Below are 24,666 nucleotides of genomic sequence, written 5' to 3'. Positions count from 1 at the left end.
CAAGTCGGAAAGCCGCTCACGTTTACCCTATTTTTCTTTAGGAACCCGAACTTGAGATTCAAAATTCCCTTTATGCGAGCCATCGCAAAACGGTTTATTATTAGACCTTCCGCAGCGGCAGAGGGAAAAGGTTGGTTTTGTTGTATAGACATTACCCTCGCCATCAAGCAGCTCCACATCACCTGTAATTCTTAATGAACCGTTATCATTTACTTTGATTTGAACCTTTGACATAACTAGCACCCCTTTTAAAATGTTTGTATTAACTTTGAGATAAACTGGTATAGCAGGAAAATGCAAACAAAAGGCTATAGGCATAATAATAAGCAGTCTAAAAAACATATGATACAATCATCATATGCTGAATGAGGGGAGCTTTAAACATGGAAATTAACATAACAGCGGAAGCGGTAAAGAAAATCACCGAAAGAACGGAAGGCCGGGAAGGCTATTTAAAGCTTAAATATGATACAGACGGCTGCGGCTGTGCCGTAAACGGGGTAGTGGCCTTGTGGTTTGTTCAGGAAGTAGACGATGATGAAATCGCGATTGAAACAAATGACAAAACGGTTTATCTTGAAAAATCAAAAATGGTTTTTTTCGATGAGCAAATGAAAATTGATTTTTCGCAAACAACAAATTGCTTTCAATTAAAAAGTCCGCAGCAAATCTTAAATGGACACATGAGCTTAATAATAAAAGAAAAAACAGACTGACCTCAATCGGACAGTCTGTTTTTTAACTAGGTAAAGCATGATCAACATATTTCTGCAAAAATTCATCAATAACCCGTTCATAATCACCCCTGTTTTCGTTAAAAGACTGGGCATGCAGGCCGTTAGCTGCAAGATAGAGCATTTTAGGGCCTTTTTTGTGCTCAAATAAGTCTTTTGTCATGGAGGGGAGAATAAAATCATCCTTTTGGCTGTGAATAAACAGAACCGGATGTTTGATATTTTCAATGACCGAAATCGGCGAGACATTTCGAATCGAATATTTATCGCGCAAGCGCAAGAGAGCATCACCAATCGGAAGTAAAAGACCAGGGATGAGCTTGAAGTCTTTTTTTATCAAATAAGCAAGCTGTTCCTTAAAATCAGAAAACGGGCAATCCGCAATATAAAAATCTGCTCCGTCTTCAAGGAGCCCGGCATATAGAAGCATCGTGGCCGCCCCCATTGATTCGCCATGTATCCCCAATTCAAGTTCGGGTCCTTTCTCGTTTTTGAGCCAGTCAACGACCGTCTTTAAATCGAATTTTTCATAGTGACCAAAGCTGGTCGTTTTTCCGCCGGATTCCCCGTGACGTCGATGATCATAGATCAGGGCATTAAATCCGCGCTCTAAGAACAGGTTCGCATATTTAATTGAATTAATTTTCGTTTCCGTCACACCATGTGAAATTATGATATAGCGGTTGGAATCGTGCGGTTCCACAAGAACAGCTTTAATCGTATAACCAAATGGGGAAGGGATATCAGCCTCTCGCTTTGGAAGGGATTCAAACTCATCGGGATTATACCTGCCAGCTTCCTTTTCCCGCCTTAAAATAAATTCCTCATCCTTCTTTTTCATATACATAACACGGTTTGTAAAGTACAATGCAAGCAATAACCAAAAGAATAACAAAATGAACAGGGCTCGAAATGCCTTCTTCAATTAAAGGACACCTCCCGAGGTAATAGTTATATAGGATATGAAAGACAAGTTCAATCCGCCCATGTTTTAGCATGGAAAAAGCCGCTGACACCAATGAGCGGCTTCCGAGTTTCGAGGATAAGTTTACTGCTCTGAATTCTGTCGTTTCGTTGGGTGGAGTGCCTTTTCGAGTTCTTCAGCGGCAATCATCCGCTTTCCGCCGCCTGAATGATCGGCGTAGTTTTTTCCGCTTTGGCTGTTTCCTTTATCACGCTTTTGGCTCATGAACATAATCTCCCTTCAAGCTGGTCTCATTTAATAAGATGGATTACTAGAAGATTGATTATTCAAGAAAAAATAAATCTAAACCGTTTAACTATGAAGCCGATAATAGCCGGTTTCAATTTGCCTTGAAAGATGAGGGCGAATGATTTCAACGGCATCCATTAACTTATTAAGGTCAACAGAGGTATTGATACCCATCCGCTCAAGCATGTAAACAACATCCTCCGTCGCAGCATTTCCACTGGCCCCAGGCGCGAATGGGCAGCCGCCAAGCCCACCGGCAGATGTATCAAACCGGTCGATCCCTGCCTGCAAAGAAGCTAAAATATTTGCGAGGGCAAGCTTACGGGTATCATGAAAATGAGCGGTTAAAAGGGTTTCTGGGAATTCCGCTTTTAATTTGGAAAATAAGGAATACGATTCATTCGGCGCTGCCATCCCAATCGTATCGGCCACGCTTAATTCATCAACACCCGCTTCGACAAATTCACGGCAAAGCTTTACCGTATCGCTTTCATTGATTTTCCCCTCATAAGGGCAATAAAACGCTGTCGAAATACAGGCGCGGACAAAATAATTCTTTTCTTTCAGTTCATGGATAATAGGCTTCAGTTCTTCTAGACTGTCCTGCGTTGTTTTGTTGATATTTTTCAAATTAAAGCTGTTGCTGACACCGACAAATACGGCAACAGCCCGGCAATCGGTGGAATAGACCCGGTCAATCCCTTTGCGGTTTGGAGCTAAGACAATGTCACGTGAATTTTGATCAAGGCAATCGGCCACAATTTCCGCAGCATCCCCCATTTGCGGCACCCATTTCGGTGACACGAATGAAGTCAGCTCCATTTCTTGAAGTCCGGCATTTCTTAAACTAGCAATAAATTGCTTTTTTATCTCAGTCGGAACAAATAACTTTTCATTTTGCAGCCCATCACGCGGACCAACCTCGATAATCGTCACTTTTTTAGGTAAAGTAAACATCATTTTCCCCCTCTAATGTTCATACTTTCATTGTAGTAGTATTAATTTTAAAAAATCAAGAATTATAGAAATTTTGACAAAATAAGAGGATTTCTGTGTTTTTCCTAGAAGTAGTAAAGGTAAAGACGGATGAAGGGGAGAGACATAATGAGCCAAACAGAAGTAGTTATAGTCAGTGCCGTTCGAACTGCACTTGGAACGTTTAACGGCAGTCTAAAAAATGTATCAGCACCTGAATTAGGCGGGACAGTGATTAAAGGAGCCCTAGAACAGGCAGGCGTAAAGCCGGATCAAGTTGATGAAGTGATTATGGGGAATGTTCTTCAAGCAGGACTGGGGCAAAACCCGGCAAGACAGGCCGCTTTTCACGCGGGGATTCCTGAAAGCGTTTCCTCGATGACGATTAATAAAGTTTGCGGTTCGGGGTTAAAGGCTGTGCACCTTGCAACACAGGCGATTTTGGCAGGAGACGCCGATATTGTCGTGGCTGGCGGGATGGAAAATATGAGCCAGGCACCGTATCTGCTAAAAAATGCCCGTGACGGCTTTAAAATGGGCGATCAAAAATTAGTCGACACGCTCACTTCAGATGGACTCACATGTGTGTTTAATGATTATCACATGGGGATTACCGCTGAAAACCTAGCAGATAAATATTCAATTACGAGAGAAGAGCAGGACGAATTTTCAGCATGGAGTCAGGAAAAGGCCGTCAGAGCAACGGAGGAAGGCAAATTTAAAGAAGAGATTGTTCCTGTTGTGATTCCACAGCGCAGAGGGGAGTCAATCGTTTTTGCAACCGATGAATATCCGAAAAAAGGAACAACGGCGGAAAAATTGGCCGGATTGCGTCCTGCTTTTAAAAAGGATGGCAGTGTGACTGCAGGTAATGCCTCTGGAATTAACGATGGGGCAGCTGCTCTCGTGGTAATGAGTAAGAAAAAGGCGGAAGAATTAGGTCTTAAGCCGTTAGTAACGATCAAAGCAAATGCAAGTGCCGGTGTAGATCCAAGTATCATGGGCATCGGGCCTGTGCCGGCTGTGAGAAAAGCATTAGAAAAGGCATCCCTTTCAATCGAGGATTTGCAATTAATCGAGGCGAACGAAGCTTTTGCGGCACAATCGCTGGCAGTTGACCGTGAGCTCCATTTTAATAAGGACATCCTAAACGTGAATGGCGGCGCGATTGCACTCGGCCATCCAATCGGAGCCAGCGGCGCGAGAATTCTTGTCACGTTAATTCATGAAATGAATCGAAGAAAAGCGAACGTTGGCCTGGCAACACTTTGTATTGGCGGGGGACAAGGGGTAGCAACGATTGTTGAGCTTGCGTAATACCTTTAATTTAAGGGGGAGAAAGTAGAATGAAGAAAATTTGTACATCCTTCCAGGATGCGGTTGCTGATATTCAGGATGGGGCTACATTAATGGTTGGCGGATTCGGGTTATGCGGTATACCAGAAAACCTCATTCTAGCCTTAGCGGAAAAAGGCGTGAAGGATTTAACGGTTATTTCCAATAACTGCGGGATTGATGAATGGGGTCTTGGGCTTCTATTAAATAATAAACAAATCAAAAAGATGATTGGCTCCTATGTGGGTGAAAATAAAGAGTTTGAGAGACAGGTGTTAACGGGGGAACTCGAAGTAGAATTAACGCCGCAAGGCACACTGGCTGAAAAAATTCGGGCGGGTGGAGCTGGGATCCCGGCATTTTATACCCCGGCAGGAGTAGGAACACCGATTGCCGATGGAAAAGAAGCGAAAATTTTTAACGGACGGGAATACCTTTTGGAGGAAGCCTTAACGGCGGATTTTAGTTTGGTAAGGGCATGGAAGGGCGACAAAATGGGAAATCTCGTTTATCACAAAACAGCGCGGAACTTCAATCCGATGATTGCGGCAGCCGGAAAAGTGACGATTGCCGAAGTGGAAACACTTTATGAAGTTGGCGAACTGGATGTGAATTTTATTCATACACCGAGTATTTATGTTCAGATACTTATCGAAGGAAAACAGGAAAAGCGAATTGAGAGATTAACAGTAAAAAAATAGAGTGGGGGAAGGAGAAAAATTTAATGGCAAATGATAAGGCCTTAGTCAGAGAAAGAATTGCAATTAGAGCAGAGAAAGAGATAGAAGATGGCTTTTATGTAAACCTAGGCATCGGGATGCCAACCCTCGTTGCCAATTATATAACTGAAAATAAGCAGGTTGTCCTGCAATCAGAAAATGGACTCCTCGGGATTGGTCCGTATCCTGAGAAGGATGAGGTTGATCCCGATTTAATTAATGCCGGGAAAGAGACAGTGACAGCAATAAGAGGAGCGGCTTATTTTGATAGTGCTGAATCGTTTGCGATGATTCGCGGCGGACATGTCAATCTAGCGATTCTTGGCGGCATGGAAGTATCCGAAACCGGCGACCTGGCAAACTGGATGATCCCGGGAAAGATGATAAAAGGGATGGGCGGTGCGATGGATCTTGTCCATGGAGCCCAGAAAATCATTGTCATTATGGAGCATGTAAATAAAAAAGGCGAATCAAAAATCTTAAAGCAATGCACCCTGCCATTGACGGGAAAAGGGGTAGTCAACCGGATTATCACGGAGCGCGCGGTCATGGATGTTACCGATTCCGGGTTAAGGCTTGTGGAAGTGGCTAGTGGCTATACAGTCGAGGAAGTTGTCAATTCGACAGAAGCAGCATTGTTCGTTGACGAAGAGGTTAAATTAGAATCTTTCTAATAGTAAAGGCAGGCTGCACTATGACAGTCTGCCTTTTTATATTAGGATGATTAAGTGAAATGGTATAATAGAAACGTGATTTCTATAATGGAGGTGTTTAGAATGAAAAAACAAAAAAGACAACAAAATCAATCTAAACCTAAAAAGGACGATTCAGCGGTAACGCTTAAAGATTTAATTGATCCAAACTTAATGAAGCAATTAAAAGAGCAGCAAGATCAGCTTAAGGCTGAGGAAGAGAGAAGAAAAGAAACGGAAGAGCAGCGAAAACGGGAAGAACGCCGATTAAAGGAAAAAAACAAATCGTTTGAAGAGCTATTAAACGAGAGTGGGATGAATTGGAAGGAATTTAAATAGAAAAGGAGAGCTGCAGCCCTCCTTTTTAACGATGCTCTTTATAAATACTTGCCTTCGTTAACTCTTTAATCACAGCAACCTCTTCATCCGATAGAGGCTGGCTTCGAACTGCCTCTGCATTACTCCTAATTTGTTCTGGACTGCTTGCGCCGGCTATAACTGAGGCCACCACAGGATTGGCTAAATTATATTGAAGGGGAACTTCAGTAAATGAACGAGTTCTCGCTACTTTTTCTTTTAACATAGGTAAAATGGTGCGCAGCTCCTCATAATTGTAATCTAGATAGCCCTTTTCAGAAGCCTTTTCTAACAGTTTATCACTTAATAGCCCCTTGGCAAGCGGTCCGCGCGTGACAACGCTAATACTATGTCCCTGAAGCATCGGCAGCGCTTCCTCTTCTGGGCGTCGGTCTAAAATGCTATATTGCATCATCACAGAAACAATACTAGATTTCTCAACAAATTCCCTTATTACATTCGGTCGAATCGACGAAAGCCCATAATAGCGAATAAAACCTTCAGCCTTCAATTCTTCAAAAGCTTCAATGGTTTCATCAATTGGATCTTCAATTGTGCCCCCATGTAATTGATAAAGGTCAATATAGTCAGTCCCTAACCGGTTTAAGCTGTTTTTCACTGCTTCCTTTATGTATGCCTTGGAAGGGTCCCATGCCCAGCCGCTCCGATCTTGGTTCCAGCGATTTCCAACTTTCGTCGCAATAATTACCTGCTCCCGGACATCCTTTAACGCCTGTCCTACGAATTTTTCATTTTTACCAAAATCATATAAATCGGCCGTATCAAAATAATTGATGCCTTCCTCAAGAGCTGCCTCGATGATTCGCTGTGCCGATTTCTCTTCCGTACCAATAGACATACAGCCAAGTCCTAACTCGGTTACATACAAATCTGAATTCCCCAACCTTCTCTTCTTCAAAACATCACCCCGTCCTTTTTCTATAATTTTATTAAAGAACAGGGCAGACTACAAATAACAGGCATTATTTTTCCGTTACATTTTGAACCCAATCGGAGACGAATTCATAATCCTTGTTGTATTCCTTAAGCTTTTGCAGGATCTCCCAACCTTTTCCGACAAGGATAATTCCCTTCTCATGCACATACACCTTCATCCATACCCCTCCAAATAAAGTATGATAAAATGTATGACAAGAACTAAATGGAAAGAACAGGAGAGATCATTATGACCAAACTTGAGGAAAAAACAATCCGAAGTGAAGAAATTTTTTCAGGAAAAATAATCAGTCTTCATTTACAGGATGTTGAACTGCCAAATGGCAAACAGGGGAAACGTGAAATCATTAAACATCCGGGGGCTGTCGCTATTTTGGCTGTTACAGCTGACAACAAAGTTTTAATGGTTGAACAATATCGTAAAGCGCTGGAAAGAACGATTGTGGAAATACCTGCAGGAAAGCTGGAAAAAGGCGAAGAGCCTGCTCTTTGTGCCCGCAGAGAATTGGAGGAAGAGACCGGCTACGAGTGTGAGAATCTAGAATTACTTACTTCCTTTTATACTTCACCGGGATTTGCCGATGAAATCGTCCATGTCTATTTAGCAACAGGACTTACAAAGAAAGAAAATGCTGCCGCTCTAGACGAAGATGAGTTTGTCAATCTAGAGGAATTAACACTTGATGAAGCGGAACAATATGTAAAGGAACAAAAGATTTTTGATGCGAAAACTATTTTTGCCGTTCAATACTTACAATTACAAGAGGCGTTGAAAAACAAATGAATCGTTACTATGTAGATTTACATATTCATATTGGCCGAACCTGGACAGGCAAGCCGGTCAAAATCACCGGTGCCAAATCGCTGACGTTTACGAATATCATTGAACATGCCCGCCATGAAAAAGGGCTTAATATGGTGGGGATTATCGACAGCCATTCACCGGAAGTCATCCTCGAAATGGAAAGCCTGATTGAAAGCGGCGAAATCGTCGAACATCCTGATGGCGGTTTAGTTTATGGTGATTTAACGGTTATCCCTGGTTCAGAACTAGAGATATATGATGAAGGATGCAACGGTCCGATTCACCTGCTAATGTTTTTTCCGAATCTTACCGTTATGAGGGAATTTTCCTCCTGGCTATCAGGTCATTTGAAAAATATTCAATTGAGTTCACAACGGATTTATGTAACAGGTCTTATTTTACAAAAAAAAGTAAAAGAACTTGGCGGCATCTTCATTCCTGCTCATGTTTTTACACCGTTTAAAAGTTTATATGGAAAAGGGGTCAATCGGTCGCTGACAGAAGTGTTGGACCCGGATTTGATCGATGGGATTGAACTTGGATTAAGCTCAGATACCGAAATGGCAGACCAGATTAAAGAATTACACGATTATTCCTTTGTAACCAATTCGGATGCCCATTCGCTTGCGAAAATAGCCCGGGAATATCAGGTGATGGCGATGCAGGAACCAACATTCCTTGAATTGCAAAAAGCATTAAAAGGTGAAGATGGACGAAAAATTGTTGCCAATTATGGACTTGATCCATACCTTGGCAAATATCACAAAACCGTTTGTGCGCAATGTTTAAATCCTGCAACTAATGACGATCAAATATGTACTCTCTGTGGAAATAAAAAAATTATTAAAGGGGTAGCCGACCGAATTCTTGAACTAAAGACGGCGGACTCAAGTCCAGAAGGGCGCCCGCCCTATGTTCACCAAGTGCCGCTCGAGTTTATCCCAGGCTTGGGGCCGAAATTGCTGGAGAAACTAGTCAATCATTTTGGCAGTGAAATGGCGATTCTTCACGAAGTGCCGTTTGCAGCATTAAAAGAAGTTGTTCCCGATAAAATTGCTGACCTTATTATGAAAGCGAGAGAAGGAAAAGTCAATCTCGCAGCAGGCGGCGGCGGGAAATATGGAAAAATCGCGGATTAACATAAAAATTTTTAACCGACAACCTTAGGCTGTCGGTTTTTTTATATGAACTCTATCAAAATATGGTCATAGAATAACTAGACTGGCATAGAATGTAATAACTGATTTGGAAAAATAGGAGGATACGCAGATGAAAAAACGCTTGTACCAGTCCAATGCCGCTAGTTATTTCCGTGAGCATTCCTCAATTTTTTTGTTTATTGTTGTTTTATTTTTAATGGGAGTCATCTTTGGGGCTATCGTAGTAAATAGCATGAGCATTACCCAAAAAGAAGATTTATTCTACTATTTATCGCAATTCTTTGGCCAAGTTTCTGATGGGAAAGTAACAGAAGACAATGACTTGTTTTTACAGAGCTTTCTCCATAATAGTAAATTTATTGGTCTTATCTGGGTATTGGGAATCTCCATCATCGGGCTGCCTGTTATTCTTATTCTCCTATTTATTAAAGGAATGGTAGTCGGGTTTACGGTGGGTTTTCTAGTTAGCCAAATGGGCTGGAATGGCTTTATGCTAGCATTTGTCTCTATCCTGCCGCAAAATTTAATTATCATTCCCGTGTTTATTCTAATGGCAGCATTCTCAGTCATCTTCTCCATGAGAATGATTAAACAGCAATTTATGAAAAAATACGCACAACCAATCCTGCCGTTTTTTAAAGGATATATTCTCACCATAATTGTAGCAGTGATATTTATATCGGCAGCATCTGGGATTGAAGCATATCTATCACCATGGTTAATGAAAACGATCATTAGTACAGCGAGTTTAAAGTGATTATTATATAATATAAAATATAAACACTTGTTTGTAATAATTTTATTTTGAATCTCTTTTCTCATCTGTTATAATGAGAATTAACAGTGGCGAGGGAGGGACCTCAGAATGGAAACTAGAATTGATAGAATTAAGAAACAGCTGCATTCAGCAAGTTATAAACTAACACCTCAGCGTGAAGCAACCGTTCGAGTGTTGCTAGAAAATGAAGAGGATCATTTAAGTGCGGAAGATGTGTACCTCCTTGTAAAAGAAAAATCGCCAGAAATTGGTTTAGCAACTGTTTATCGAACACTGGAATTACTAACAGAATTAAAAATTGTCGATAAAATTAATTTTGGGGATGGAGTTTCCCGCTACGATCTTCGCCAGGAGGGCGCCGCCCATTTCCATCACCATCTTGTTTGCATTGAATGTGGTGCCGTTGATGAAATTCAGGAAGATTTACTTGAAGATGTGGAAGAAGTAGTTGAACGAAGATGGAATTTTAAAATAAAAGATCATCGCCTAACCTTTCATGGGATTTGTTACCGTTGTCAGGATAAAGATAATGAGGAAGAAAAAACCGAATAACGAATACCAAGTCCTTTTAATGATAAAGGGCTTTTTATTTTACAAGTAAATTCCCTCTTTTCCCTATGAAAAGGTATAAAACTTGTACATTTTGGCATACCTTTAAATAGATAAACGAATATATGGGGGAAGTATGATGATTTCTTTTATCAAAGCTGCACTAAAAACCTTAAAGGTTTTTATTATATTCACTGGATGCACGATTCTCTTTTATTATGGTATCATGTGGGTATCTGAAGAATATCAAAATTATCATCGCTATGATGAACCGGAAGGATCTGCGGTAAAGGTCTCGAATGCAGTAAATGAAAAAAGTTCTTCCTTGTTGGATCGGCTGATGTTGTTTTATTTAAATGGGGAGTAAATGCGATGGAAGATCAATTAAGGAATTTTTTGCAATACCTGCTAGCTGAAAGAGGTTTAGCTAACAATACAATCACGTCCTATGAGCGGGATTTAAAAAACTATCTTCATTATTTAAAAAATAGGGAGTCCATCCTGTCTCTAAATAATGTACAGCGTGTTCATATTGTTCATTTTTTAAGTTTCTTAAAAGAACAGGGAAAATCCTCAAAAACAATAGCAAGACACGTTGCCTCTATTCGGGCGTTTCATCAATTTTTATTACGGGATAAAGCAGCAGAGCAAGACCCGTCCGTCCTTATCGAACCGCCAAGACATGAAAGGTCGATTCCGAAAGTATTGAGTTTACAGGAAGTGGAGAAGCTTTTGAATGCACCAAAGCAAAATGACCATTATGGCATGAGGGATAAGGCGATGCTTGAACTCCTTTATGCGACAGGAATGCGTGTCAGCGAATTAATTGGCCTTGATATTGAACATGTCCACCTTACCATGGGTTTTGTCCGTTGTATCAGCAATGGAAACAAAGAGCGTATCATTCCATTGGGACAAACAGCATCCGATGCCATCAAGCAATTTCTCGAAAGTGGAAGGCCGCATTTTGTTGCGAAACAGCATCACGATAACGCTTTGTTTTTAAACCACCAAGGTAGGCGCCTAACCCGGCAAGGATTTTGGAAAATTTTAAAAAAGGTAACAAACGAAGCCGGAATTGAAAAAGAGCTTACACCCCATACCCTTCGGCATTCCTTTGCCACACATTTATTAGAAAATGGCGCTGATCTAAGAGCTGTTCAAGAAATGTTAGGTCACGCAGATATCTCAACAACACAAATATATACCAATGTGACAAAAACCAGATTAAAGGATGTCTATCGTAAATTTCATCCGCGAGCTTAAGAGAATGCTAGTTTTTGAGTACATTCACAAAAATGTTAAAAAGCAGCTGAAAATTTTGGCGGCTTTTTTCTTGTAATTTCGCAGAGATTTAGTAAAATAGAGATGTCAGACTTCTGACAAATAAATTCACTTTTTTTGGTTAATCTCATTTCAACAGGGCAACATATGGTTGCGCATTGTTTTTTTAATGTAAGAAGGTTTGTACTTTGAGAATTTTCCAGCTCAGGACATTGGCATGGTGGTCTTATTTGCAAACGTTTTCTATTCAAAGGAGGAAGAATTGATGGCTGCAAGTACATATAAACGTATTTTTATCATCGTAATGGATTCAGTCGGTATTGGGGAGGCACCGGATGCAGAAAAGTTTGGCGACAAGGGTGCGGATACCTATGGACATATTGCTGAAAGAATGAACGGTCTTAACATGCCAAATATGGGTAAGCTAGGCTTAAGCAATATTCGTGAAATCAAGGGAATTGAAAAAGCAGCAAAGCCGTTAGCTTTTTATACAAAAATGATGGAGGCTTCTAACGGGAAAGATACGATGACTGGGCACTGGGAAATCATGGGCTTAAACATTCAAACGCCTTTCCGCGTATTCCCAGATGGTTTTCCGGAAGAGCTGCTTTCAGAATTAGAAAAACGCACCGGCCGAAAAATAATTGGCAATAAACCTGCAAGCGGAACAGAAATCCTTGTTGAGCTTGGAGAAGAGCATATGAAAACAGGCGCGTTGATTGTCTATACGTCAGCTGACTCCGTACTTCAAATCGCTGCCCATGAGGAAATTGTTCCACTTGATGAGCTTTATAATATTTGTAAAATAGCTCGTGAATTAACACTTGATGAAAAATATATGGTAGGCCGAATCATTGCCCGGCCATTCTTGGGTGAACCAGGGAACTTTAAACGGACTCCAAACCGTCACGATTATGCTTTAAAACCGTTTGACCGAACGGTTATGAGTGAATTGAAAGATTCAGGATTCGATGTCATTGCCATCGGGAAAATTTCTGATATTTATGATGGTGAAGGCGTTACCCAGTCTTTACGCACGGTTTCTAATATGGATGGTATGGATAAGCTTGTTGAAACCTTTGATATGGATTTCACAGGGATCAGCTTTGTCAACCTTGTTGATTTTGATGCGTTATATGGCCATCGCCGTGACCCGGAAGGATACGGACATGCCCTGGAAGAATATGATGCCCGTCTGCCTGAAGTGTTTGCGAAAATGAAAGAAGACGATCTGTTAATGATTACCGCAGACCACGGAAATGATCCAGTTGCGCCTGGCACAGACCATACACGTGAATATGTTCCATTGCTTGTTTACTCTAAGAGTATGGCGAAAGGAAAAGAGCTTCCTTTACGAGAAACCTTTGCCGACCTTGGGGCAACCGTCGCGGAAAACTTTAATGTGAAAATGCCGAACTACGGTAAAAGCTTTTTAAAAGAACTTAAGGGGGAATAACCTTGAACACAGAGAAAATCGAAAATGCTGCTGGTTTTTTAAAAGCCAGGTATGCTAATACGCCAAAAATTGGCTTAATCTTAGGATCTGGTTTAGGCGTTTTAGCGGATGAAATTGAGAATCCTGTTAAAATACCATACAACGAGATACCAGATTTCCCAATATCAACAGTTGAAGGTCATGCAGGACAGCTCGTATTTGGAGTACTAAATGGGGTAGAGGTTGTTGCCATGCAAGGTCGTTTCCATTTCTATGAAGGATATAGTATGGATAAAGTAACATTCCCAGTTCGTGTCATGAAAGAGCTGGGCGTTGGCATGCTGATTGTTACCAATGCAGCCGGCGGCGTAAATGAAAGCTTCGAACCTGGTGATTTAATGCTAATTACCGACCATATTAATAATATGGGAACGAATCCGTTAATTGGTCCGAATGATTCTCGTTACGGTGTCCGCTTCCCTGATATGTCAGAGGCGTATACCAAAGATTTACGGATAGCTGCTAGAGAGATTGCAGCCCGCTTAAATATTAATGTTAAAGAAGGCGTCTATTTCGGGAATCCTGGACCTGTATATGAAACACCGGCAGAAATTCGGATGATTCGCGGAATGGGCGGTGATGCCGTGGGAATGTCTACTGTGCCGGAGGTAATCGTTGCCCGCCACAGCGGAATGAAAGTTCTTGGTATTTCTTGTATTTCCAATATGGCAGCAGGCATTCTAGATCAGCCGTTAACACATGATGAAGTAATTGAAACAACTGAAAAAGTAAAAGCAGATTTCCTTTCATACGTAAAAGAAATTGTAAAAGATATCGCAAAATAAATGGACTAATAATATAATGAAGTGGTGATAAAGATGAGAATGGTTGACTTAATTGAGAAAAAACGCGACGGTCACGAACTATCAACTGAAGAAATTAATTTTATTATTACAGGTTATACAGATGGATCAATCCCAGATTATCAAGTAAGTGCCCTAACAATGGCCATCTTTTTTAAAGGGATGACCGAAAAAGAAAGAGCCGATTTAACAATGGCAATGGTTGAGTCTGGAGATCAAATAGATTTATCGCAAATTGAAGGCATCAAAGTCGATAAACATTCAACAGGCGGGGTTGGCGACACAACAACCCTTGTTCTTGGACCACTTGTTGCTGCATTAGATGTTCCGATTGCCAAGATGTCCGGCCGCGGCTTAGGCCATACGGGTGGAACGATTGATAAATTAGAAGCGGTCAAAGGCTTCCATGTTGAAATTGAAAATGATGAATTTATTGAACTTGTAAATACGAATAAAATTGCAGTCATTGGGCAAAGCGGGAACTTAACCCCTGCCGATAAAAAGCTATATTCACTAAGGGATGTAACGGCAACTGTCGATAGTATTCCGTTGATTGCCAGCTCGATTATGAGTAAAAAGATTGCCGCTGGCGCTGATGCGATTGTTCTTGATGTTAAAACAGGTGCTGGTGCCTTTATGAAGACACTAGATGATTCCAAAGAATTGGCCAAGGCAATGGTACGGATTGGGAACAATGTCGGCAGAAGAACAATGGCCGTTATTTCTGACATGAGCCAGCCGCTTGGTTATGCAATTGGAAATGCACTTGAAGTGAAGGAAGCGATTGATACCTTAAAAGGGGAAGGTCCTGAGGATTTAACAGAGCTTTGTTTAACGCTTGGCAGCCATATGGTTTACCTGGCTGAAAAGGCTGGTTCCCTTGCAGAAGCACGGACAATGCTTGAAAATGTGATAAAAGATGGTTCCGCACTTGAAAAATTAAAGGTATTTTTGAGCTCTCAAGGCGGGGATGCCTCGATTGTTGACGATCCTGCAAAAATGCCGCAAGCAAAATATGTTTTTGAACTTGAGGCAAAAGAAGACGGCTATGTATCTGAAATCATCGCAGACGAAGTTGGCACAGCCGCGATGATCCTTGGAGCAGGAAGAGCAACGAAGGAATCGGTGATTGATTTAGCCGTCGGCCTCGTCCTAAGAAAGAAAATTGGCGACCATGTCAAAAAAGGTGAATCATTAGTAACCATTTACAGCAATTTTGAAAACGTGGATGAAGTAAAACAAAAGCTATACGAAAATATCAAGATTTCCACATCCAAAGTAGAAGCACCAATCCTTGTTCACGGAGAAATAACCGAATAAAAAAATAGTCAATTAGGGTGTCAGGCACCATGTGAATTTTTCACATAGTGCCTGACACCCTTTTTTTCTTAAAAATAGAGGAAATAATTGTATAAGAATGTTTGTTTTGGAAAAAATGGAGGCTATAAAGAATGGAGGGTTATGCGAATGAAACGATTTGTCTCTTTATTAATGACTTTTATATTATTTACAAGTTTAGCGGGGCCATCGGCTTTTGCTGCTGAAGAAAAGAAGACGGCTGATATTGTCAGCAATGTGAAATCTGCAATATTAATTGAGCGTGACACCGGAAAAATCCTCTACGAGAAAAATAGTAAGGAAGAACTGCCGCCGGCGAGTATGACAAAGATTATGACCATGCTTTTGATCATGGAAGAAATCGATAAAGGAAAGCTTACTTGGGATGAAAAAATCCGTACAAGTGAGTATGCAGCCTCGATGGGCGGTTCACAAATTTTCCTTGAACCTGGTGAAGAAATGACGACCAAGGAAATGTTGCGAGGAATTGCCATCGGCTCAGGAAATGATGCGTCTGTTGCCATGGCCGAGAGAATTGCGGGGTCTGAAGAAGCCTTTGTGGACAAGATGAATGATAAAGCAAAAGAACTTGGCCTCAAGCAAACCTTCTTTAAAAATACAACTGGCCTTCCGGTAAGCGGACATTTTAGCTCAGCAGCTGATATGGCTGTGATGGCAAAAGAATTACTGAAATATGAGGAGATTACCAAATTTACAGGTATGTATGAATCCTACCTCCGTGAAAATACGGATAAAAAATTCTGGCTAGTGAATACCAATAAATTAGTGCGTTTTTACCCAGGGGTGGACGGGTTAAAAACTGGGTTTACCGCTGAAGCAAAATATTGTTTAACAGCAACGGCCCAAAAAGATGGCATGCGTGTAATTGCGGTTGTTTTTGGCTCGCCGACTTCAAAGGAACGAAATGCCCAAGTAACGAAAATGCTTAATTATGCCTTTAGCCAATACCAGACACACCCAATGTTTAAGCGGAATCAAATCATTGGTCAAGCAAAAGTAAGTAAAGGGAAAGAAAAGTCTGTCGAAGCCGTAACAAGTGAACCACTTTCATTACTGACCAAAAAAGGTGAAAAAACAAAAGATGTTGAACAAAAAATTGAACTGCAAAAAAATCTTAAAGCCCCCATTTCAAAAGGGGACAAAGTAGGAACAATTAAGCTAATGAAGGACGGCAAGGTAATTCTCGAAAGTCCTTTAGTCGCGAAAAAAGAAGTAAAGGAAGCAGGCTGGTGGAACCTTTATAAACGTTCATTTGGCATGTTTACCAAGGCTGGGGGGAAATAAACCATTCCGGTTTGTCGAAACTGAGAAAAAGTCCACTTCTTTTAGCGAATTACAACTAGTTTTGTATTTATAGAAGGAAATACTCGCACTAGAGGCGAATTGACTCACTATACCAGATTAAGGAGGCCTATGGATAGTGAGTCTTAACATTGAATTGGAAACGAAAAAAGACGTTTTACTTATTCGCTTAAGTGGTGAATTAGACCATCATACAGCGGATACCCTTCGTGAAAAAGCGACAGCCATTATTGAAAAAAATGATATCCGTCATATTGTCTTGAATCTGGAACACCTTTCTTTCATGGATAGCTCAGGATTAGGAGTTATTTTAGGAAGATACAAACAAATCAAACAGGTGCACGGTGAAATGGTCGTTTGTGCGATTTCCCCTGCAATACAAAGATTATTCGATATGTCCGGTTTATTTAAGATTATTAAAATGGAACCGACTGAGGAATTTGCATTGCAAAGATTGGGGGTCGCCTGAATGAAGAATGAAATGAGCCTCGAGTTCAGTGCTTTAAGTCAAAATGAATCATTTGCCCGTGTAACCGTTGCAGCCTTTATTGCCCAGCTTGATCCGACTATGGATGAGTTAACCGAAATTAAAACGGTGGTTTCCGAAGCCGTGACGAATGCAATCATTCATGGTTATGAGAATAATCCAAATGGAATTGTCTATATCCAAGTTTCGATTGAGGACAGTTTGATTGATATAACAATTAAAGATAGTGGAAAAGGAATTGTCGATGTGGAAGAAGCTCGTCAGCCATTATTTACAACGAAGCCGGATTTAGAACGCTCCGGTATGGGTTTTACCATCATGGAGAATTTCATGGATGAAGTAGAGGTTCTCACACAGCCAGGTCGAGGAACCGAGGTTAAATTACGGAAGCATTTAAATTCCAGCAAAATGCTTTGCAATTAAGGAGACTTGCCGATGGATGTGGAGGTCAAGAACGAAAAAAGTCAACCGTTTCTAAAGGATCATGAGGTTAAAGAACTCATTAAAAAAAGTCAAGCTGGCGACCAAGATGCAAGAGATTTAATAGTTGAAAAAAATATGCGTCTCGTCTGGTCCGTTGTTCAGCGCTTTCTTAACAGGGGATATGACCCTGATGATTTGTTCCAAATCGGCTGTATCGGGTTGTTAAAATCAGTGGATAAATTTGATCTTTCCTACGATGTAAAGTTTTCTACTTATGCGGTACCAATGATTATTGGGGAAATCCAGCGCTTTATTCGTGATGATGGAACCGTAAAGGTCAGCCGCTCACTGAAAGAAATGGGAAACAAAATCCGCAAAGCGAAGGATGAGTTATCAAAAAATTTCGGCAGAACTCCGACTGTTAACGAAATCTCAGAGTATTTGGAGCTGTCGCCAGAGGATGTTATCCTTGCACAGGAAGCAAGTAGAACACCTTCATCCATTCATGAAACGGTTTATGAAAATGATGGTGATCCGATTACATTATTAGACCAAATTGATGATGGCAATGAAGGAAAATGGTTTGACAAAATTGCTTTAAAAGAAGCTATTCGTGATTTGGATGAACGAGAAAGACTAATCGTTTATTTAAGATATTATAAGGACCAGACCCAGTCTGAGGTTGCTCTAAGGCTTGGGATTTCTCAGGTTCAGGTATCAAGGCTTGAAAAAAAGATTTTACAGCAAATGAAGGACCGTATGGATCTCTAATCCATACGGTTTTCTTTATTTAATTTACATGAAAAATAGGCTAATTATCCATACTACTTATACGAGGAAATAATTGTGTGGGAAGTGAATGTATTGGAAAAAACAATCTACATTCGCATGCGGAATCGTGTTCAATCTAAGCCGGATGAAAAAGTACTATTAAAGGATGTTGCCCAAATTATTGCCCCAGAAGCTGTGCTCTCAAATTTAAAATCGATGATGGTCCATCAGTTAACCCAAACGGATCGGAATATTGTCATTATTGATGTCATGAAGGTTATTAATATGATTACCACTAGGTTTGGAGAACTGGAGATTCAAACAATCGGACCTGCGCAAACCATCATCGAAGTAACATTTAAGAAAAAAGGAGTTTCTATTCCTTTTTTTCTGTTAATATGGTTTCTCTTATTTTTTGGTTCAGCGATGGCGATTATGAATTTTCATGACGATGTCAGTATGAGAAGTGTGCAGGAAAAAATATATACAATTATTACCGGTAAGAAAGAGGCAAAACCATTACTTTTTCAAATCCCTTATTCTCTTGGTTTAGGTCTTGGAATGATTCTGTTTTTTAATCATGTATTCAAGAAAAGGTTAAACGAGGAACCTAGCCCTTTAGAAGTAGAAATGTTTAATTATCAAATGGACTTAGATAATTACGTCATTATCCATGAAAACAAGGAAAGTATGAAAAAAACGAATGACGACGATTAAAATTCTAGCCGTTAGCTTTTTTGGATTTGCAAGTGGATTGGCCGTAGGCTCCGGGTTTGTTGCTTTTCTCACCGTACTTGGAATTATTCCCAGACTGACACAGCTGACCAAAACAATGAAAATGATTCAACAGTATGAATGGGCAGTGGTCTTCGGTGCACTTACAGGGGTATTCGCCAGTCTAAGAGACCCAGTTTTACATATCTCACCAATTTTACTAATCCCTTTAGGAATCATTGGGGGGGTTTTTGTTGGGATGCTGGCAGCCGCTCTTACAGAAGTATTAAACGTTCTGCCGATCCTTGCCAAAAGGATTCGGCTGGATGGCGAGATTGTTATCCTCATTATGGCCATTGTTTTAGGAAAAATTTTCGGTTCGATTTTTCAATGGCTATATTTTGTTCATCATTAAGACTTTGAAATTGTCTAGCGTAAGCGCCCAGCGACTAGTAGACGTGAGCTGAGCGGGCGCTAACGCTTTTCTAAGAAAGGACATCAAAGGATGAGTATTCGGAGGCGGGTCATTTTAGTTACTGACGGTGATGAATATGCCAAAAAGGCGATTGAGCATGTGGCGCATGAAATTGGCGGACGCTGTATTTCAAGTTCTCAAGGGAATCCGTCCAAATTAACTGGTCCGGAAATTGTCCATTTAATTAAAAAAGCTCGACACGATCCGGTATTGGTGATGTTTGACGATAGTGGGATTGTCGGTGAAGGTGCAGGTGAAAACGCATTGAAATATGTAGCTTTACATAATGAAATCGAGGTCTTAGGCGTCATAGCAGTTGCTGCAAAATCAAGGCATGAGGAATGGACAAGGATTGACGTAAGTATCGACCGGGACGGGGAGTTAACCTCAAATGGAGTAGATAAATTTGGTATACCAGAACTTGAACCCGGGAGAATAAATGGAGATACCGTTTATTGTCTTGATGAATTGGATGTTCCACTCATCGTGGGAATTGGTGATATCGGAAAAATGGCAAGGCGCGACTCCTACAAAGTCGGTTCCCCAATTACGAAAAAAGCGGTCCAGCTAATACTTGAAAGGAGTGGTTTTTATGACACAAATGCAGGACCAGAAATGGCCAATCCCCGAATCAGTCCATGAAATTGAACACTATATGAAACAACGTGCAGGTCTTGGCGTCAGTTTTGATATAGGGATCAGGAAATTAAAGATTCTAAAAAAGGATGTACACATTTACTATGTAAATGGTTTATGTGATACCCTCTATATTATTCAACTGATTGAAGAATTAGTAGAAATCAATGATCATGAAAAACTGTCCACAGATTTATTTAAGGTGATTGAAAATCGGCTTTTGAATCAATCTGTTGAACAAACGAAAATGCTTGATACAGTGGTTGATCAGGTCCTGTCTGGATTAATCGCCGTCGTAATGGAAGGGGAAAGAACCGCTTTTATTATTGACGTAAGGAGCTATCCAGGGCGATCTCCTCAAGAGCCGGATACAGAAAAGGTTGTCAGAGGTGCCCGTGATGGCTTTGTCGAAAATATTGTCTTGAATACGGCGTTAACAAGAAGGCGAATTCGTGATGGCCGGCTCCGCTTTGAAATGTTAAAGGTGGGGAAACGTTCAAAAACGGATGTTGCACTTGGTTATTTGGCCGATGTTGCAGATGCAGATTTACTCAATATTCTTCGAAAAGAATTACAAGCCATCGATGTTGATGGAATCCCAATGGGGGATAAAACGCTTGAAGAGTTTATCGTGAAGCAGGGATGGAATCCATTTCCGATTGTAAGATATACGGAGCGGGCGGATGTAGCAGCTGCGCATATCTTAGAGGGGCATGTCGTTATATTTTGTGATACTTCTCCAAGTGTGATCATCACCCCGGCAACATTCTTTCATCATGTCCAGCATGCTGAAGAATTTCGGGAAGCGCCTGCGGCTGGTACTTTTGTACGCTGGACTCGTTTTTTAGGTGTGTTAACGTCGATATTTCTGCTTCCGTTATGGATGTTATTTGTGTTAGAGCCTAGTATGTTACCGGAAAAGCTCTCTTTTATTGGGCCAAATGAACAAACAAATATCCCGGTTGTAGTTCAACTAATATTAGCTGATTTTGGGATAGAATTCTTACGGATGGCTGCCATTCATACGCCAACACCATTATCAACAGCAATGGGTTTAATTGCTGCGGTATTGATTGGACAAATTGCGATTGATGTTGGTTTATTTGTACCCGAGGTTATCCTCTATGTTGCAGTTGCCGGTATCGGTACATTTACCACTCCAAGCTATGAGTTAGGAGTGGCAAATAAGATATCGAGAATGGTGCTTTTGATTGTGACAGCAGCATTTCATCTGCCAGGTTTTGTCATTGGCGGCACATTACTATTTCTATTTCTTGTTCACATGCGGGCCCTTAATACTCCTTATTTTTGGCCATTTCTTCCGTTTGAGCCAAAGGGATTCTTACAAATCGTCTTCCGCAGGGCAATCCCAGGCTCTTACCTGAGACCGAGTATTGTGCATCCAAGGAACCGCTTCCGACAGCCGCCAAAAGGATAAAAACGTAAGAAATAATTGCGGTTTTTCCGCTGTTATGCTAAAGTATTTTAATTAAATAAAGGATTTTAAATAGGCAGTTTCTTTAGCGGATTCTGTCTATTATTTATTTATTATCTTTTTAGACTGTGAGTCGTTGTGGAGAGAGGGAAGGAAATGTATTATTACGGAACAACTGGCGTAAATAAAGCTGGGAATTTGGAAATAGGCGGAGTTGATACGATAGAATTAACTCGAGATTTTGGAACACCACTATATGTTTATGATGTTGCATTAATGAGGGAACGAGCACGGGGGTTTAAGCATGCCTTTGAAGAGCAAAACATAAACTCTCAAGTAGCATATGCAAGCAAGGCCTTTTCGACTGTGGCAATGGTGCAGCTAGCAGAAGAGGAAGGCTTATCACTTGATGTTGTTTCCGGAGGGGAATTATATACAGCTTTAGCTGCCGGATTTCCGCCTGAGAGAATTCACTTTCACGGAAACAATAAAAGCAAAGAAGAATTGGAAATGGCATTGGACAACAGAATCGGCTGTATTGTAGTCGATAATTTTTTCGAAATGGAACTATTAAAATCTATTTGCCAAGAGAAAAACGTTAAAGTTAACATCCTATTACGGGTAACCCCGGGAATTGAAGCCCATACACATGATTACATTTTAACCGGGCAGGAAGATTCAAAATTTGGTTTTGACCTTCAAAATGGTCAAGCAGGAACGGCGTTAATCACAGCCCTTCAATTTGAACATTTTGAGGTTCTTGGACTTCATTGCCACATTGGTTCGCAAATATTTGAAACCACTGGTTTCTTACTTGCGGCAAAGAAAATTGTTGAACAAATGGCAGTCTGGAAAAATGAGCTTGGCTTCGAAGCAAAGGTATTAAACTTGGGAGGAGGATTTGGTATCCGTTATACAAAAGAGGATGAACCGATCCCTCCCTCACATTATGTGAGCGAAATAATCAAAGAGGTTAAAAAATTGACTAGTCAATCTTCTTTGAAAATGCCGGAAATATGGATTGAACCAGGCCGCTCGCTTGTTGGGGATGCGGGTATTACGTTATATCAAGTAGGTTCTTCAAAAGATGTTCCTGGTGTGAGGAAATATTTAGCTGTTGATGGCGGAATGAGTGATAATATTAGACCTGCTCTTTACCAAGCAAAATATGAAGCGGTTCTGGCGAAAAAACCATTAGCACGGGCGAATGAGACGGTTTCGATTGCTGGAAAGTGCTGCGAATCAGGCGATATGCTGATTTGGGATTTACCTTTGCCAGAAACAGGGGAAGATGAAATTCTTGCGGTGTTTTGTACGGGTGCCTATGGTTATTCCATGTCAAACAACTATAACCGGATCCCTCGTCCAGCGGTTGTATTTGTAGAGAACGGAAAAGCCACTCAAGTAGTAAAAAGAGAGACCTATGAGGACTTAGTAAGACTTGACTTACCATTAAAATAAGAAAAGCTGCCGTGTAATCCGGCAGCTTTTTCAACAAATTAAGAGAAGAGAGATTTAATCGCATCAATCAGCCAAATAAAGAATTGCTTGATTTTTTCAAAGAAACCTTGTCCCTCTTCGGATTGAAGAAATTTAGAAATGCGGTCTTTTGCTTTATTCAGCTGATCGCTTACTTGTTTCCAGTCGATATTCAAATCCTTTAGCTTATTAAAAAAGTCAAGGAGTCTTTGCATTTCCTTATCGCTAAGCTTAACGTTTAAATCCTTAGCCGCTTGATCGATGATTTTTCGTAATTCCTCATCGTTTTTCGGTTTTTTCTTGGCGATTTCTTCTTTTACTTTGGCAATTAATGCCGCGGCATTCTTATCACCGATGGAGTCGCCCAATTTGGCAGTTTCAACCATCTCTTGGTTTGCCGCCTGTTTAACTTCCTCAGGAATGGTTTTATCTGCTGAAATTTCGTAGGCTTTAATAATGCCTGTTAACGCAGCGGTTCCAGAAACGGCAATTGGTGCCGTAATATAAATATCCGCATCCTTGACTCCCGCCGTAATCAGCGCATTCACATACATTTCATCAGTAACCCAATTGATATTCTTGGTTTTAACGGTAATCCCGGAACCCTTTGGTGCCATGGTAATCGCTGAGGAAGAGATTGCCTTAGTGCCAATTAAAGATTTGGCTACATATTTCCCTAAATATTGATGTTCTTCCTGATTTGAGACTGGAACGATTTGAACATCCTCCGGTGCACCCATTTCTGATAATAACTTGTTTTTTTGCTCTGTTGTTAAATTTTCGCCTAATGTGACAATCATGTCGCCCTCAGCCATGTCGGCTAAGCCCCGGAGAGGAACTGCGAGCATAAAAGTGGTAATTAGCATAATAAGTACTTTTTTCATTGTTTGCCTCCTTGGGTAATCTCATGTTAGTCAAGAGAGTATTCATTTATTAATATAACCGAAACCAATAATATAAACGTATAATTTAACTTAGAAGTTTCATAGATTTTAAAACTTTACTGGTTGAAATGCAAATTTTGTAAGAGAAAATAGATTATTTCTGTTAGATGGTGTAGAATGAAGGACAGAAGAACTCTTGTTGGAGGAAAGTTTTTAATGAAAAGGAACAACTGGATCTTATTTAGCATACTTATCGGGCTATCCGTAATTTGGGGAATGATCTACTGGATTTTTATTGGACCTAATCATAGCTAGATTATTCATTGATGATTTGCCATTTATTCTGTATGATTGTGATTAAGAGAAACATTATAAATTCAACTACATATAATGAATAAGGTTTATTAATGATTTATTTGGAAAAAATATACTATTGCTAAACCAGGGATTTCATCGGTTTATTTGATATAATGAGGGATCTAAATGTTAATTCGTTATAAGAAAACATTGGAAAAAATTGCGATGGGTCTATTGTCCTTTATGCCGAACGAAAAGGACTTAAAGAAGCTCCAGCAAACCATGAGGGAATATGAAACTGAAGAGGATTGGCAGCTTTTTCTCTGGAAAGAGGAAGACATTATTGGTCTCCTTGGGGTCTTGTATCATAAAGATACAAATTCCCTTGAGATTCAGCATATTTCAGTAAATCCTTCCCATCGTTTTCAGGGGGTTGGGAAACGGATGGTTAAAGCACTGAAGGAAATGTATGCCGATAAAGAAATTATCGCAAACGAAAATACAGCTGGATTTATCGAAAAATGTGATATTTGCTAAGGCGGTGTGAG

At 40.5% G+C, this 24,666-nt stretch carries 31 protein-coding genes; 24 read left to right on the top strand and 7 right to left on the bottom strand.

Annotated elements, in window-relative coordinates:
- Positions 1-27: 27 nt before the first annotated feature.
- A complete protein-coding gene (locus tag BANVL01_RS11675; protein WP_066089536.1) occupies positions 28-234 on the bottom strand; it encodes a CDGSH iron-sulfur domain-containing protein in 207 nt (68 codons plus the stop codon).
- A 149-nt stretch (positions 235-383) separates the two neighbouring features.
- Between BANVL01_RS11675 and BANVL01_RS11670 the strand changes: the two genes are divergently transcribed.
- Positions 384-716, top strand: a complete 333-nt coding sequence (locus BANVL01_RS11670; protein ID WP_066089533.1) for an iron-sulfur cluster biosynthesis family protein — start codon at positions 384-386, stop codon at positions 714-716.
- Between the two features lie 22 nt (positions 717-738).
- On the opposite strand, the gene BANVL01_RS11665 is transcribed toward BANVL01_RS11670, so the two are convergent.
- From BANVL01_RS11665 to BANVL01_RS11660, 3 genes are all read right to left on the bottom strand, one after another.
- Positions 739-1,659, bottom strand: a complete 921-nt coding sequence (locus BANVL01_RS11665; RefSeq protein ID WP_066089530.1) for an alpha/beta hydrolase — start codon at positions 1,657-1,659, stop codon at positions 739-741.
- Between the two features lie 123 nt (positions 1,660-1,782).
- On the bottom strand, positions 1,783-1,923 hold the full coding sequence (locus BANVL01_RS27770) for a hypothetical protein (RefSeq protein WP_169803169.1): 141 nt from the start codon (positions 1,921-1,923) through the stop codon (positions 1,783-1,785).
- Between the two features lie 87 nt (positions 1,924-2,010).
- Positions 2,011-2,904, bottom strand: a complete 894-nt coding sequence (locus BANVL01_RS11660) for a hydroxymethylglutaryl-CoA lyase (protein WP_425311833.1) — start codon at positions 2,902-2,904, stop codon at positions 2,011-2,013.
- Between the two features lie 147 nt (positions 2,905-3,051).
- Between BANVL01_RS11660 and BANVL01_RS11655 the strand changes: the two genes are divergently transcribed.
- The 4 genes from BANVL01_RS11655 (at position 3,052) to BANVL01_RS11640 (ending at position 6,007) form a co-directional block, all read left to right on the top strand.
- On the top strand, positions 3,052-4,239 hold the full coding sequence (locus BANVL01_RS11655) for an acetyl-CoA C-acetyltransferase (RefSeq protein WP_066089524.1): 1,188 nt from the start codon (positions 3,052-3,054) through the stop codon (positions 4,237-4,239).
- A 29-nt stretch (positions 4,240-4,268) separates the two neighbouring features.
- Positions 4,269-4,958, top strand: a complete 690-nt coding sequence (locus BANVL01_RS11650; RefSeq protein ID WP_066089522.1) for a CoA transferase subunit A — start codon at positions 4,269-4,271, stop codon at positions 4,956-4,958.
- Between the two features lie 23 nt (positions 4,959-4,981).
- A complete protein-coding gene (locus BANVL01_RS11645) occupies positions 4,982-5,650 on the top strand; it encodes a CoA transferase subunit B (RefSeq protein ID WP_066089519.1) in 669 nt (222 codons plus the stop codon).
- A gap of 102 nt (positions 5,651-5,752) precedes the next feature.
- The gene (locus BANVL01_RS11640; RefSeq protein ID WP_024030424.1) at positions 5,753-6,007 is read left to right on the top strand and encodes a YqkE family protein; all 255 of its coding nucleotides are present in this window, start codon (positions 5,753-5,755) and stop codon (positions 6,005-6,007) included.
- Positions 6,008-6,032: 25 nt separating this feature from the next.
- Here the strand turns inward: BANVL01_RS11640 and BANVL01_RS11635 are convergent, their stop codons facing one another.
- Together BANVL01_RS11635 and mciZ are read right to left on the bottom strand one after the other, a co-directional pair.
- Positions 6,033-6,944: an aldo/keto reductase gene (locus BANVL01_RS11635; RefSeq protein WP_066089516.1), complete on the bottom strand. Its 912-nt coding sequence runs from the start codon at positions 6,942-6,944 to the stop codon at positions 6,033-6,035.
- A gap of 64 nt (positions 6,945-7,008) precedes the next feature.
- Positions 7,009-7,140, bottom strand: coding sequence for a Z-ring formation inhibitor MciZ (gene mciZ, locus BANVL01_RS26740; RefSeq protein ID WP_082804957.1), 132 nt, complete (start codon positions 7,138-7,140; stop codon positions 7,009-7,011).
- Positions 7,141-7,211: 71 nt separating this feature from the next.
- On the opposite strand from mciZ, the gene BANVL01_RS11630 reads away from it, so the two are divergent.
- From BANVL01_RS11630 to lysA, 18 genes are all read left to right on the top strand, one after another.
- Positions 7,212-7,766, top strand: a complete 555-nt coding sequence (locus BANVL01_RS11630) for an NUDIX hydrolase (protein ID WP_066089513.1) — start codon at positions 7,212-7,214, stop codon at positions 7,764-7,766.
- Positions 7,763-8,926: an endonuclease Q family protein gene (locus tag BANVL01_RS11625; RefSeq protein ID WP_066089510.1), complete on the top strand. Its 1,164-nt coding sequence runs from the start codon at positions 7,763-7,765 to the stop codon at positions 8,924-8,926. Before BANVL01_RS11630 ends, BANVL01_RS11625 begins: the two co-directional genes overlap by 4 nt.
- 130 nt (positions 8,927-9,056) lie before the next feature.
- Entirely contained in the window at positions 9,057-9,704 is a 648-nt protein-coding gene (gene spoIIM / locus BANVL01_RS11620; RefSeq protein ID WP_066089507.1) for a stage II sporulation protein M, read from the top strand.
- 108 nt (positions 9,705-9,812) lie between these two features.
- Positions 9,813-10,277: a ferric iron uptake transcriptional regulator gene (gene fur / locus BANVL01_RS11615; protein WP_066089503.1), complete on the top strand. Its 465-nt coding sequence runs from the start codon at positions 9,813-9,815 to the stop codon at positions 10,275-10,277.
- A 136-nt stretch (positions 10,278-10,413) separates the two neighbouring features.
- Positions 10,414-10,641, top strand: a complete 228-nt coding sequence (locus BANVL01_RS11610; RefSeq protein WP_066089500.1) for a YqzK family protein — start codon at positions 10,414-10,416, stop codon at positions 10,639-10,641.
- 5 nt (positions 10,642-10,646) lie between these two features.
- Entirely contained in the window at positions 10,647-11,540 is an 894-nt protein-coding gene (gene xerD / locus BANVL01_RS11605; RefSeq protein ID WP_066089497.1) for a site-specific tyrosine recombinase XerD, read from the top strand.
- Between the two features lie 283 nt (positions 11,541-11,823).
- On the top strand, positions 11,824-13,014 hold the full coding sequence (gene deoB, locus BANVL01_RS11600) for a phosphopentomutase (RefSeq protein WP_066089494.1): 1,191 nt from the start codon (positions 11,824-11,826) through the stop codon (positions 13,012-13,014).
- A gap of 2 nt (positions 13,015-13,016) precedes the next feature.
- Complete coding sequence (locus tag BANVL01_RS11595) at positions 13,017-13,838, top strand: purine-nucleoside phosphorylase (RefSeq protein ID WP_066089491.1); 822 nt, start codon at positions 13,017-13,019, stop codon at positions 13,836-13,838.
- Positions 13,839-13,871: 33 nt separating this feature from the next.
- Positions 13,872-15,176, top strand: a complete 1,305-nt coding sequence (locus BANVL01_RS11590; RefSeq protein ID WP_066089488.1) for a pyrimidine-nucleoside phosphorylase — start codon at positions 13,872-13,874, stop codon at positions 15,174-15,176.
- A 147-nt stretch (positions 15,177-15,323) separates the two neighbouring features.
- On the top strand, positions 15,324-16,499 hold the full coding sequence (locus BANVL01_RS11585) for a D-alanyl-D-alanine carboxypeptidase family protein (RefSeq protein WP_066089486.1): 1,176 nt from the start codon (positions 15,324-15,326) through the stop codon (positions 16,497-16,499).
- Between the two features lie 136 nt (positions 16,500-16,635).
- A complete protein-coding gene (gene spoIIAA / locus BANVL01_RS11580; RefSeq protein ID WP_066089483.1) occupies positions 16,636-16,986 on the top strand; it encodes an anti-sigma F factor antagonist in 351 nt (116 codons plus the stop codon).
- A complete protein-coding gene (gene spoIIAB / locus BANVL01_RS11575; RefSeq protein ID WP_066089479.1) occupies positions 16,987-17,427 on the top strand; it encodes an anti-sigma F factor in 441 nt (146 codons plus the stop codon). It abuts the gene before it with no gap.
- A gap of 12 nt (positions 17,428-17,439) precedes the next feature.
- On the top strand, positions 17,440-18,198 hold the full coding sequence (gene sigF / locus BANVL01_RS11570) for an RNA polymerase sporulation sigma factor SigF (protein WP_066089476.1): 759 nt from the start codon (positions 17,440-17,442) through the stop codon (positions 18,196-18,198).
- A gap of 93 nt (positions 18,199-18,291) precedes the next feature.
- A complete protein-coding gene (locus tag BANVL01_RS11565) occupies positions 18,292-18,915 on the top strand; it encodes a stage V sporulation protein AA (RefSeq protein WP_066096727.1) in 624 nt (207 codons plus the stop codon).
- Entirely contained in the window at positions 18,902-19,327 is a 426-nt protein-coding gene (locus BANVL01_RS11560) for a stage V sporulation protein AB (RefSeq protein ID WP_066089473.1), read from the top strand. The genes BANVL01_RS11565 and BANVL01_RS11560 overlap by 14 nt, the downstream gene beginning before the upstream one ends.
- 90 nt (positions 19,328-19,417) lie before the next feature.
- A complete protein-coding gene (spoVAEA, locus tag BANVL01_RS11555) occupies positions 19,418-20,029 on the top strand; it encodes a stage V sporulation protein SpoVABEA (RefSeq protein ID WP_066089471.1) in 612 nt (203 codons plus the stop codon).
- Complete coding sequence (locus BANVL01_RS11550) at positions 19,980-21,461, top strand: spore germination protein (protein ID WP_066089468.1); 1,482 nt, start codon at positions 19,980-19,982, stop codon at positions 21,459-21,461. Before spoVAEA ends, BANVL01_RS11550 begins: the two co-directional genes overlap by 50 nt.
- Before the next feature lie 153 nt (positions 21,462-21,614).
- Entirely contained in the window at positions 21,615-22,919 is a 1,305-nt protein-coding gene (lysA, locus tag BANVL01_RS11545; RefSeq protein WP_066089465.1) for a diaminopimelate decarboxylase, read from the top strand.
- A gap of 38 nt (positions 22,920-22,957) precedes the next feature.
- On the opposite strand, the gene BANVL01_RS11540 is transcribed toward lysA, so the two are convergent.
- On the bottom strand, positions 22,958-23,821 hold the full coding sequence (locus tag BANVL01_RS11540; RefSeq protein WP_066089462.1) for a DUF1002 domain-containing protein: 864 nt from the start codon (positions 23,819-23,821) through the stop codon (positions 22,958-22,960).
- A gap of 483 nt (positions 23,822-24,304) precedes the next feature.
- Here BANVL01_RS11540 and BANVL01_RS11535 point away from each other — a divergent pair, with 483 nt between their 5' ends.
- Entirely contained in the window at positions 24,305-24,655 is a 351-nt protein-coding gene (locus tag BANVL01_RS11535; RefSeq protein WP_066089459.1) for a GNAT family N-acetyltransferase, read from the top strand.
- Positions 24,656-24,666 lie beyond the last annotated feature (11 nt).

Source organism: Neobacillus novalis NBRC 102450, from assembly GCF_001591805.1.
Classification (GTDB): Bacteria; Bacillota; Bacilli; order Bacillales; family Cytobacillaceae; genus Neobacillus; species Neobacillus novalis.
The sequence above is the reverse complement of the archived record's forward strand: the minus strand, read 5'-3'. Positions and strand labels throughout refer to the sequence as shown.